At 38.5% G+C, this 11970-nt stretch carries 12 protein-coding genes; 9 read left to right on the forward strand and 3 right to left on the reverse strand.

Annotation, left to right across the window (positions count from 1 at the left end; translation table 11 throughout):
- Positions 1-97 precede the first annotated feature (97 nt).
- From N6A79_RS03540 to N6A79_RS03555, 4 genes are all read left to right on the forward strand, one after another.
- Positions 98-892, forward strand: coding sequence for a tRNA1(Val) (adenine(37)-N6)-methyltransferase (locus N6A79_RS03540; RefSeq protein WP_268547019.1), 795 nt, complete (start codon positions 98-100; stop codon positions 890-892).
- Between the two features lie 87 nt (positions 893-979).
- On the forward strand, positions 980-1831 hold the full coding sequence (locus N6A79_RS03545) for a S49 family peptidase (protein ID WP_182418934.1): 852 nt from the start codon (positions 980-982) through the stop codon (positions 1829-1831).
- A 1295-nt stretch (positions 1832-3126) separates the two neighbouring features.
- Positions 3127-3318, forward strand: a complete 192-nt coding sequence (locus tag N6A79_RS03550) for a hypothetical protein (protein ID WP_182418936.1) — start codon at positions 3127-3129, stop codon at positions 3316-3318.
- Positions 3319-3483: 165 nt separating this feature from the next.
- Positions 3484-4401, forward strand: a complete 918-nt coding sequence (locus N6A79_RS03555) for a 4-(cytidine 5'-diphospho)-2-C-methyl-D-erythritol kinase (RefSeq protein ID WP_268547020.1) — start codon at positions 3484-3486, stop codon at positions 4399-4401.
- Positions 4402-4518: 117 nt separating this feature from the next.
- Here N6A79_RS03555 and N6A79_RS03560 read toward each other — a convergent pair whose 3' ends face one another.
- A complete protein-coding gene (locus N6A79_RS03560) occupies positions 4519-4956 on the reverse strand; it encodes a DUF805 domain-containing protein (protein ID WP_268547021.1) in 438 nt (145 codons plus the stop codon).
- Positions 4957-5084: 128 nt separating this feature from the next.
- On the opposite strand from N6A79_RS03560, the gene N6A79_RS03565 reads away from it, so the two are divergent.
- From N6A79_RS03565 to smpB, 3 genes are all read left to right on the forward strand, one after another.
- Positions 5085-5972, forward strand: coding sequence for a DUF4424 family protein (locus N6A79_RS03565; protein ID WP_268547022.1), 888 nt, complete (start codon positions 5085-5087; stop codon positions 5970-5972).
- A gap of 274 nt (positions 5973-6246) precedes the next feature.
- Complete coding sequence (gene dapA, locus N6A79_RS03570; protein ID WP_268547023.1) at positions 6247-7131, forward strand: 4-hydroxy-tetrahydrodipicolinate synthase; 885 nt, start codon at positions 6247-6249, stop codon at positions 7129-7131.
- Positions 7132-7151: 20 nt separating this feature from the next.
- The gene (gene smpB, locus N6A79_RS03575) at positions 7152-7625 is read left to right on the forward strand and encodes an SsrA-binding protein SmpB (RefSeq protein ID WP_182418942.1); all 474 of its coding nucleotides are present in this window, start codon (positions 7152-7154) and stop codon (positions 7623-7625) included.
- Positions 7626-7764: 139 nt separating this feature from the next.
- On the opposite strand, the gene N6A79_RS03580 is transcribed toward smpB, so the two are convergent.
- Positions 7765-8283 carry a DUF805 domain-containing protein gene (locus N6A79_RS03580; protein WP_182418943.1) on the reverse strand — a complete coding sequence of 173 codons (519 nt, stop codon included), beginning with the start codon at positions 8281-8283 and terminating at the stop codon, positions 7765-7767.
- 305 nt (positions 8284-8588) lie between these two features.
- On the opposite strand from N6A79_RS03580, the gene N6A79_RS03585 reads away from it, so the two are divergent.
- Positions 8589-9974: an MFS transporter gene (locus tag N6A79_RS03585; RefSeq protein ID WP_268547025.1), complete on the forward strand. Its 1386-nt coding sequence runs from the start codon at positions 8589-8591 to the stop codon at positions 9972-9974.
- A 323-nt stretch (positions 9975-10297) separates the two neighbouring features.
- On the opposite strand, the gene N6A79_RS03590 is transcribed toward N6A79_RS03585, so the two are convergent.
- Positions 10298-10519 (reverse strand): putative signal transducing protein, encoded by a 222-nt coding sequence (locus N6A79_RS03590; RefSeq protein ID WP_268547026.1) that lies wholly within the window; start codon positions 10517-10519, stop codon positions 10298-10300.
- 189 nt (positions 10520-10708) lie between these two features.
- Between N6A79_RS03590 and N6A79_RS03595 the strand changes: the two genes are divergently transcribed.
- Positions 10709-11689, forward strand: coding sequence for a polyprenyl synthetase family protein (locus N6A79_RS03595; RefSeq protein WP_262079950.1), 981 nt, complete (start codon positions 10709-10711; stop codon positions 11687-11689).
- Positions 11690-11970: the final 281 nt, after the last annotated feature.

Below are 11970 nucleotides of genomic sequence, written 5' to 3' on the forward strand. Positions count from 1 at the left end.
ATCTTTGGTGTTGTAAAAGCGTTTTAATTTTACTTTAAAGCCTAAAAGTGTTTTAAACAATTTAAAAAGCTGTAACTCCGTTTCATGAATGCCGACAATGCCACTATCACTTGATAATACTGACGAAACGATTGACGTTTTTCATCGTGGTCGTTTTGCTCTTGTGCAGCCCCGTAATTTTGGGCATCGCTCCGGCATGGATGCCATGATGCTTGCGGCTTTAGTACCAACGGATTTTAGCGGCCAATTGGTTGATCTTGGTGCCGGTGCAGGCGCGGCAGGTCTTGCTGTTGCCTCGCGCTGCGATAATGCCAGAATAACTTTGGTGGAGCGCTCACGCCTTATGGCGCAATACGCAAAAAAGACATTGCATTTATCAGAAAATATTAAATTTAAATCCCGGACATCATTGCTAAATGCTGATGTAACATTGCGTGGAAAGGCTCGTTTAGAAGCAGGGCTTATTGATAATAGCTTTGATTTTGCAATTATGAACCCACCATTTAATGAACAATCTGATCGTGCAACGCCAGATAAGGAAAAGGCCGTTGCGCATGTGATGACAGAAGGCATGTTTGATGCTTGGCTTCGCACTGCCGCCGCACTTTTGCGCCCGAGTGGTTTTGTAGGGTTAATTGCGCGCCCAACTTCGCTTGAAGATTTATTGTCTGCCTTGCAGGGGCGCTTTGGTGGTGTGGTTATTATTCCTATTTATCCACGCCCCGACCAAGCAGCAATTCGTATTTTGGTTTATGCAAAAAAGGGTAGCCGCGCTGCATTGTCTTTTGCTAGCCCAATATTATTGCATAATGCTAATGATAATAAATTTTCACCGCGAGCCGATGCAATTTGCAACGGAATATTGAGTGTTTGGGATAATTATGATGAATAGTCGCAGAATAATTGCGTCGCTACTTGCGAGAGCCTATCCAAAAACCTATTAAATAAGTCAATATAATTTTGAAAATGGAGATGTAGCTTGGCTAACTGGATTAAAAAACTAATTCCTCGTAAATTTCGTTCTGAAGGCGTAACTATTCCAGTTGTGCGGTTACAAGGTGTCATTAGTTCTTCATCATCGGCACTTAAAAGCAATTTGTCGCTTGCAAATTGTGCAGAGCAGCTTGAGCGCGCTTTCAATATGAAAGAAGCACCTGCCGTTGCTATTGTTATTAATTCGCCCGGTGGTTCGCCAGTGCAGTCGCGGCTTATTTATAAGCGTATTCGTGACCTTGCTAGCGAAAAAAACAAGCGTGTGCTTGTCTTTGTTGAAGATGTGGCGGCATCAGGCGGTTATATGATTGCTTGTGCAGGCGATGAAATCTTTGCTGATCCTTCATCAGTGGTTGGCTCGATAGGCGTTGTTTCTTCCTCATTTGGTTTTCCTGAATTAATGAAGAAAATTGGAGTTGAGCGCCGTGTTTATACTGCAGGTAAGAATAAGGCGACTTTGGATCCTTTTTCTCCAGAAAAAGAAAGTGATATTAATCATTTAAAAGAGTTGCAGTTGGAAATTCATGAAACTTTTATTAATTTGGTAAAAAATAGTCGTAAAACCAAATTGAGCGACAATGAAGATCTGTTCACCGGTATGTTCTGGACTGGTATTAAAGGTAAAGAATTAGGCTTAGTTGATGGGCTTAATGATATTCAAAGCGTGTTAAAAGACCGCTATGGCAGCAAAATGCAAATGCGGTTAATCAATGCATCAAAAGGCTTGCTTGGACGTAAATCGCCATCGGGAATTTATGCTGATATTGCTGGTCAAGCAATTGGCAATATTGTTGATGTTGCTGAAGAGCGTGCCTTATGGTCACGCTATGGGCTTTAAACCTATTACATAAAAGGGCGGCAGCAATGCCGCCTTTTTTTTTACTGCCAATTCTTAAATGACACAATATAATGCTATTATTAATGGTTAGGCAAATAACAGGTCAAAATTTATGTAGCCCAATCTATTAACATTTTTTTAAGTCAAGCTGTGCGTTACCATACCCAAAATTGAAAACGCCATGCATATATTTTTGTTGCTTAGGTTGTAATATTCCATTTGTATTGGGTGCTGCTGAGGGTAGATTTTCCTCGCCGAAATAATCAATTGGTGATTTCTTTAACTAGCAAAGCGAGGGCATTTTCGTTGGCTAGCACTGGTAATGTGCGTATGGGGGCCATTGAATTCTTCTTCGGTAAGCCAAAAAAGAGAGTATTGGCAACCCAAAAATTCTATATTAAACCAGTTTTCATCAGTAACTGGCAAACTATCCAATCCAAAGAAAGGCAGTGCCTCATTAAACATATCATCAACAAAAAAGTTTATGGCAACGAGTTCTAGCCCTTGCTTGCGGTATTGCTCTGGTAGTTATAGCGGAAAGGCGTGGCTCAACTGTTTTCCATAGAGGGTACTGATCGGCATCTATAGTTGGTGGTAGTCCATAACACCCCCCATTTTATAAGGTCGCTCTGGGTATACAGCATTTGCGTCCGCAAGAGTTATGTTTGGGATCTGATTATCCTTAATTCCAACTGTAAATTGCAAGCCCTTTTCGGGTCCGTTTTTAATTATTGCGTGTTTAAAACGCCACTTATAATCATTACACGTATCAGAAATACTTATTGAGTTGGTATAGCTTTATCGAAAGATAATGCGGGGGAGTTTCGCGTAATGACAGCTATAGAGATATTGGGAAGGATTGTTAAAAGGTGATTTAGCCCATTTTACCATCAAATATTATGCAGGCAGCAATATTATCACCACATAAATGCCCTTCAGCGTGGCAATCAGGCTCTTCCCATCAGATAACCAATCCTCTTTAACCCTTAGTTTCATGCTAAAATATAACAAGGTTTTTAGTTCTATATTGTTTTGCTCGATTTTTTAAATTGGGACGATTGCTATTAAAAATATTAAATATTATTTATTTTGTAAATAAATGGCACTATGCCCTATTTTCGTTTCGATTTAATTCTATATTATAATATATAAGGCACAAATTCCGCTCGGAAATGCGCTAATTTCACTTTTTTTATGGTATGGCGCTGTTATTTAGGGATAAGTGTTCTATTGTGGAAGTCGGCGAACTTGTTTGCTAATGTAATTTGAATGCTGCGAAGAAAAGGGTTTTAAATATGTCTCGTTTTATCTTTTTGGCAATTGTTGTGGCTGGTCTTGTATATTTTTACAAGGTTTTAAAGCGTGAATCTAATCGCGTTGCTGTGCGGGTAAAAAGAGCTGAGCAAGAGCGCAAGAATGGCTCCAAAGGCACTTTGGTTCAAGATCCTAAGACTGGTGAATATCGGGTAGAAACTAATCAATTTTGATTTATTCCCTTGATCGCAAATGTTGGTTGCTTTCTGGCTGTCTCAGCCTTATAGCCAGTAGATGCTTTAAAAAGCAGATTATGTACTTTCTGTGTAAATCTAATGTATCGATTGGTTATGGCTCCATATTCTTTAAATGAAAATTTGGCTTTAAAAGACAGTTTAGTGAGTGAGCAACCTCACGAGATTATAGAAGAGATTGCGCCGGCAAAACTTAATTTGTCGCTACATGTCATTGGACAGCGCAGTGATAATTATCATTTGTTGCAAAGCCTTGTTGTCTTCATGAATAATGGCGACATGATAAAGGTACAAGCGGCAGATAGCGATAGTTTTGCTATTTCTGGCCGTTTTGGTGGCGGTGAAGATTTTGGCGCAGATAATCTGGTTGTTAAAGCGCGCAATTTTTTACGTGATCTTATTGGGCAAGAGCGCTGTCCGCCAGTTGCCATTCATTTGGAAAAAAACTTGCCAATTGCATCGGGGATAGGTGGCGGTTCTTCTGATGCAGCAGCTACATTGGTGGCATTAATCCGACATTGGAATTTAATACCCGATGCCGATGATCGAGAAGCTGAATTGCAATTATTAACCAATAAGGTGCAAAGCCTTGGCGCAGATGTGCCAATGTGTTTGCATGGGGTGCTCTATCGCTCACCCCTGATCGCTACCGGTATAGGCGAAATATTAAAGCCGCTTGATGAATTCATTCCTTTGGATATTTTATTAATCAATTCAGGCGTGGCAGTTTCAACCCCGCAAATATTTGCCAAGTTAGAGAACAAAAATAATCTAGAATTTAGCTGGACTGATGGTGCAGGGGCGCAATATAAGGGGTTGATTGAAAAATTGAAGACCATGCGTAATGATCTTTATCAGCCTGCATTACATCAATATCCAGCATTGAAAACCATATTGCATACATTACAAGACCTTGGCGCCGATTTTGCTGCAATGTCAGGTTCTGGCGCGACATGTTTTGGTATATTTCCCAATGGCCAAGCGTTGCAGCAGGCCTATTTGGAAGCGCAGAAAATCTACCCCAATTATTTTCTCATGGCTGGAAAAAGCTACGGCGTCTAATGCACATATCTGATAAATATGCTTTGTTAGCATATTGCGTTGCTGACTATTATTTATAGCTTTTTGGGCTTTTTTCAACGAGTTCTACGATACCATTTATGATGTAGATTTAAAAAATTATTCAAATATTTTTTGATATTCCATTTTAGCAAATGGATTTTTACCATAGCGATTTGAATCAGGTGATCCTTCTTTGCAAAGTAGATAAATATAATAAAGCCACGGAGCTTCACCAACATACGGCATTTGTAACGCAATTAAAACAAACCAAAAGTGCCAACCAGCCATGCCGATATCGTGAAAACGGCGTATGGATACACTTGCAAAAGGAATAAAGAAGATAACAAAAGGGATAAGCAATAATGGCAGGCTTAACCAATAAATTGGCTTTTGCGGATCCATTGGCTCTATAAAATATGTTAATGTCAGAAAGAGAATTAAATATATTATATTGAAGACAAGTGCAAACCACCAATATTCTGAGCGTGATGCTCTGCCAGTGGTAGATGCATATTTATGCGTAAAACATGTATGGAGTGAAGTTTTGAAATTCATTTTTGTGTCTTTATTTGTTTCTATTTTTATTTAACGAAATAAAATCTATTTTTCTAGATTAAAGTTGTGTACTTAATGGTTTTTATCTAAAAAAAGGCTACAGTATTTTTAAAAATATTGGAGATATTATGCAAATTGAGTTTTTAAACAATACATGCTGGCGTAATATTGGTAAAAGCTTTTTGCTATGCTTTAGTTTAGCCATGACTTGCGAAATAACTTTGGCTAATGATAGTAGTGCAGGATTAGCTGCAGGTGGGCTTGTTCTTCAAAAGTTAGAAGATATAGCAATGGTATCAGAAGAGTTATATATTTCAGTTGATAAAATTGAAGTGAATTATATATTTGAAAATCGCAGTAATAAAGATATTACGACTATTGTTGCTTTTCCAATGCCTCCTTTTGAATTTGATGCAAACGGTGAACCTTTTGACGATCAATATAATAGGCCCCACATCGATGATGAGCAACTCGATAATTATTTAGATTTTCATAGTTTTGTTGACGGTAAAGCTGTCGCAACAAAAAGCACCCGTAAAGTGGTGAGGGATAGCGGAGATTTCCCATCTGAAGCTACACTTTATGTCACGTTTTATTGGCAACAAACTTTTCCTGCGGGAAAAAAAATTAAGGTTCGCCATTCTTACACGCCGAGTACAACTACTGGCATTCCACAATCGGTAAATTGGATAAAAGAAAATTATTTAAATAACGACACTTATTGCCCAGATAAAAACTTCATAGCAGCATTAAACAAATATGAAAAAGCTAATTACGATAGTGGTTATCATGGGATTGACTATATTTTAACTTCCGGAGCCAATTGGGCAGGCGGTGTTATTGAAGATTTTCGTCTTATTATTGATAAAGGAAAACCGGATGCATTAATAACATTTTGCGGTGATGGTGTTCAAAAAATAAGCCCAACCGAATTTGAAATGCGCAAAAAAAATTATGTTCCTAAAAAAGATCTTTCAATTTTTATTTTAAGTGAATTTAGCAAGCCTAATAAATAGGTAATTTGAAAAATTGACTGTTATATAACAGGGAAGCGACTATTTAAACATCTTATAGTTTCTAAATTTTGCTTTTTGCTATTAGAAGTTTTATTCTATCAGAAAATTAAATGCGTTTATTATATTTATCTTGCTATGCTTTAATGACAGGATTATGTTGGTAAAATTAGGCTAGATTGCCAATGGGGTTATTCAGATATTGATTGCCGCAAATATATGGCTAGTTAGTCGCTAAAATAATAGCAATATTAAAACTTAATTTACGGAGTTTACCATGCTCAAGGGAGCCATTACCGCACTTATTACGCCATTTTCTGAAACTGGAGAGGTTGATGAAAAAGCGTTGCGTGACCTTGTGGAGTGGCAAATTACCGAAGGTATACATGGGCTTGTGCCAGTTGGCACTACAGGTGAATCGCCCACTTTAACCCATGAAGAGCATAAGCGTGTTGTTGAATTAACAATTGAGCAAACGAAGGGGCGTGTGCCTGTTATTGCTGGTGCTGGTTCAAATAGTACGGCTGAAGCCATTGAGCTCGTTCAATTTGCTGAGACTGCGGGTGCAGATGCTGCGCTTGTTGTGACACCATATTATAACAAGCCAAATCAACGTGGTCTTTATGCGCATTTTGCCGCTATTGCCAAAGCAACGATTTTGCCAATTGTTATTTATAATATTCCCGGTCGCTCGGTTATTGATATGACATCAGAAACCATGGGACGTCTTGCCAATGATTTTGATAATATTATTGGTGTAAAGGATGCAACTGGCAAAGTAGAGCGCGTATCAGAGCAACGCATGACTTGTGGTGATGGTTTTATCCAATTATCGGGTGAAGATGCAACTGCCCTTGGTTTTAATGCGCAAGGTGGTGTTGGTTGTATTTCGGTTACATCCAATATTGCGCCACGCCTTTCATCTCTCTTTCAAGAAGCTTGCCAGACAGGTAATTATCAAAAGGCAAGAGAAATTCATGAAAAGTTAATGCCATTGCATAAGACTTTATTTCTTGAGCCAAATCCAACTGGTGTTAAATATGCGGCACAGCAATTAGGGCTTTGTGAGGCGCATTTGCGTTTGCCTTTGGTTGCAATCGAAGCTGAGACTGCCCATAAAATTGATGCGGCAATTGCCCATGCAGGGCTTGTAAAACGCTAAAAATATAGTATTTAAGATTTATGACAAAAAAAGATAAGCCAGAGCGTAAGATTATTGCCGAAAATCGCAAGGCACGCTTTAATTTTGAGATATTGGATACATTAGAGGCGGGTTTAGTGCTTAGCGGCACTGAAGTAAAATCTTTGCGCGCTAATCATGCCAATATTGCGGAAAGCTATGCTAGCTTTGAAAATGGTGAATTTTGGCTTATTAATTCTTATATTCCTGAATATAAGCAGGGTAATCGCTTTAATCACGAGCCGAGGCGTTTGCGCAAACTGCTTGTCAGTAAACGTGAAATGTCCAAGCTTTTTCAGGCTGTATCGCGTGATGGTATGACAGTTGTGCCATTGCGACTTTACTTCAACTTACGTGGTCGCGTTAAAATAGAGATTGCTGTGGCACGTGGTAAGAAGAACCATGATAAGCGTGAAACTGAAAAGAAGCGCGATTGGAACCGCGAAAAATCAAGATTGTTGCGTGATCGCGGTTAGGTTTTATAGTTTTTTAATTTATAGAATAATCAAAGGCTTGGATCTCTTGAATGGATTCAAGCCTTTTTATTAGCTTGTTGTGAAAGTTTTTTATCACCTGATTTGATAGTGATTTATGTAGTTAGTCTATATAGAAATTTCACGAAAAAACATCCGTATCAACGTCTTTACTAAGCGGGTTGGGTCCATATTGATTCAAGCCATCTGTGCCTTTGAATAAAAATGGAATGTGTAAAAGAAGCTGCAAAATGATATTAAGTCCCAGTAAGATATACATGTCATCGTTGTAAATAATCCTATTTATGACTAAAAAAATTAGAAAATAAGGAATTAACATTGTTATGATGAAGGGGCTTGCCCATATTGATGATATATTGCGATCATGGAGGCGACGAGACGCTGCAGCTAAAAATGGAGTAAATAGTATTATCTCAATAATAAAAGCTATAATGATACTAAGAGCAATGCGGTTTTGCGAACCAGTAAATGATGATGAACTTGTAAAATGCAGTATAAAAGCTTTTGAAGCTTGAGTGGCGATATAATATGCGATTAAATTTGCCAGTCTAAACCACCAAAATTCTGATCGGCAAGCGCGCCCGCTAAATGTTGCATATTTCGTGATGAATGCACTGCGAACTGCTTCAACAAATCCCATCGGACACCCTTTATAATTAAATCTTTTCAATAATTAATTCTATTACTTACTTTGTTTCAAATTTGTAATGATTAAGTCGATTTAGTCAATGAATATGTGGCAATAGATTATCGTAATTTAACTTATCCGGCAAATAATGTCGCTTAATTGGTGCGCAATATTGAGCGGGTTTTAGATTGTGGAATAGTTTTAAATAATTCTCGTTCGCTGTTGTTATTCTTGTGCTTCCATTGCAAGACTGTGCTTCGCAAATGGCAATGGGGCATTATTGATAGAATATCAATGGCATGGGAGTGAGGAAATAAATGGTGAGTGATAAAAGCTTACAGGTACAATTGAGCCGTAGCAAACAGGTTGATATTGGTGAAATTCTTGATAATGGATCCTTTACACCATTGCAGGTTTTTATTGTGGTTATTATTGCTCTTGCAATTATTCTTGATGGTTTTGATAGTCAGCTACTTGCCTATGCCATCCCAACAATGATGAAAGATTGGGGGTATAGCGAGCGCAGTGTGTTTACTTTTGCTGTTGTTGCAAGCTCGGTTGGCATGGTTATAGGTAGTCTTGTTGCTGGCTATTTAGCCGATAAAATTGGTCGCCGCCGCCTTATTTTGATAACATTAACACTATGTGGTCTTTCCACTATGCTTATAGGTCTAGCAGGCAATGTTCATCATGTGATGATATTTCGCTTTTTTGCTGGTATTGGCATTGGTGGTGCTCTACCTGTTTGTACAACTTTGTCGGCTGAGTTTTCGCCACTGCGTTATCGTACGATGATTATTACCGCTTCTATAGTTTGTGTGCCGCTTGGCGGTATGCTTGCAGGTTTTTATTCGAAGATGGTTCTTGTTGAAATGGGCTGGCAAAAGACCTTTTTTATTGGTGGCTTCTTGCCGCTTGTCTTATTGATTCTTCTTTGGTTTACGTTGCCAGAGTCACCTAAATATATGGCTCGCCATAAAGTGCGTTGGCAAGAGCTTCAAAAACTCTTATTAAGATTAAAGCGGCCAACAGTTTACGATGTCGAATTTGTTGAAAAAAATGACGCTGGTTCACCATTAGCAAAAACCAGTTTTGGTGCTTTATTATCACATGGGTTTGCGCGTAATACAGTTGCTATCTGGTTTGCGTTTTTCTTCTGTATGAGTGCGGTATATTCGGTTTTTGGTTGGTTACCAGCTATTCTCGCCTCTCATAATATAGATGCAAGCATAGCAGGTGATGGTCTCACTGCTTATAATATTGGCGGTATTATCGGATCGCTGCTTTGCGCTTTTGCTATTTCCCGTTTCGGATCATTCAAGGCGCTTGGAACCTGCGCTATTGGTGGCGCGCTGTCGATACTTGCCCTTTTGTTGTTTAATGTTAGCGAGCATATCAGCTTATTGTTAATTTTATTAACTGTTCATGGCTTTTTTGTTAATGCTGTTCAGTCACCACTTTATGCTTTGGCAGCATTTTTATATCCAACTCAAATGCGTGCCACCGGAACTGCAACCGCTGCTGCTTTTGGGCGTTGTGGCGCTATTTTAGCAGGTATTTGTGGTGGATTTATTGCTGGGCTTACGAGTTATATCTGGCTGCTAGGATTTGCGATGTTTGGCGTATTTATCGCACTTATTTCCCTCAAAAACCATATTCCTGCAGTTAGAGGAACAAAAAGCAAGTTAACCACTATTGTTTAAAATAATTGTGCTGCCTCGCCATAAGAGAGACAGCAACTGGTGGGGGTTATAGATAAAACAGGAGAAAAAGCTTTAATTATAGGCGCTTATATATCTTAAAACGATAGCTAATTTAAAATTTAGAAGATTTGTTTTTAGGGGATAGTATTTCAGATGCAATTCTTGCTTTAATAAAATGCAGGTATTTATATTCAGGTGGTTGATGTGCAATTGGCTAGTGTTCAATTGATTTATGTGTTGTCACGATTAAATTAATTATGTTTTGACCTCATTGCAAAAAATATTGCACTGCGTCATTCACTATATTTAATTATCTGGTTCGTTTAATTGCGTAATTCATTGCCAAGATCGGCATCGATAATTAATTTACGAGCTTCTTGCACCTGATCTGATTCCACCAATATGCGTTTTTGGAGAAAGCCAAGCGATCCTTCCAACACGCTCATATGGGTGTCTGTAACCATGTAATAAATACCAGCTTCTTTTAATAAAACTTCGATAACCGATATAATAACTGCATCATTGGTGCGTATAATTTCTATCATGGCAAATAATTACATGAAATTTACGTCTTGCAAAGGAAAATGGCGAAATTTATCTGCTTTTTTTCAAAAAAATAATTTAATAAATGCAGAAATAGCTATTTCGCGCTTGAGCAAGTCCAAAGCCTCCCTTATGGTGGCGCAAAATATGCTTGGCTAAAGTGCCAATTGGCGTCAACCGGGAAAAATAACATGCAAGCTTCTATTCAGCCGCTTATCGACCTTACTCGCTCCGATATGGAAGCAGTTAATCAGCTTATTCTATCGAAAGCTGGTTCAGATGTTGAAATGATTCCCGAAGTTGCTAATCATTTGATTTCTTCAGGTGGTAAAAGATTGCGGCCTATGATTACCTTGGCAAGTGCTCGTATGTTTGGTTATGAAGGTAACCATCATGTGGCTTTGGCAACCGCAGTTGAATTTATGCACACGGCAACACTTCTTCATGATGATGTGGTTGATGAAAGTGATTTGCGCCGTGGTAAATCTACAGCTCGAATGATTTGGGGCAATCAGGCAAGTGTGCTTGTTGGTGATTTTCTTTTAGGACAAGCTTTTAAGATGATGGTTGATGTTGGTTCATTGCCGGCATTGGATGTTCTTGCGCAAGCCGCTGCTGTCATTGCAGAAGGTGAAGTCATGCAGCTTGCGGCGGCAAAGCATATTGGTACCACGGAAAATGAATATCTTGCGGTTATCAATGCCAAGACTGCAGCGCTTTTTTCTGCAGCTGCCGAAGTGGGGCCGATTATTGCTGGCCAAGACGATAATTGCCGCAGAGTGCTTGCCTCTTATGGTACTAATCTAGGTCTTGCTTTCCAATTGATTGATGATGCGCTGGATTATGGTGGCAACTCTAAAGATCTTGGGAAAAATGTTGGTGATGATTTCCGTGAAGGAAAAATTACTTTGCCTGTCATTTTAAGCTATGCTCGTGGTGATGCGGAAGAAAAGCAATTTTGGAAAACTGCAATGGAAGAGGGCGCAAATGATGATAAATCCCTTGAAAAAGCAATCCTACTCATGAAAAAGCATGACAGTTTGCACGATACTATCGTTAAAGCCCGCGAATTGGGTGAAAAAGCAAGGCAGGATCTTGAAACCATAGCTGAAAATAGCGAACGTCAAGCTTTGATTGAAGTGATCGATTTTTGTATATCGCGGGTTAATTAATATTTGCCGTTAAAAGGGCTTAATCATTACTTAATGATAGCTTATATGATTTTGATATGGTTAATGGAACTTGGTCTTTATTATTGATTAAATTGTTCGCGTATTCGATTTTAAACGTAAATGAAAAGGCGAACAGCAATATTTGTGAATTTTGGGATTTTATTTCGTAAATTCAACCCATTTTAGTTAGCCTTGATGAAATTGATTTGAATAAAATAGTTCAAAATGCCAAATTTAATTATCTTTTTGATAAGTTTTTATTTGCATAGTTGAATATTTGA

This window comes from Bartonella sp. HY761, assembly GCF_026743145.1.
Classification (GTDB): Bacteria; Pseudomonadota; Alphaproteobacteria; order Rhizobiales; family Rhizobiaceae; genus HY038.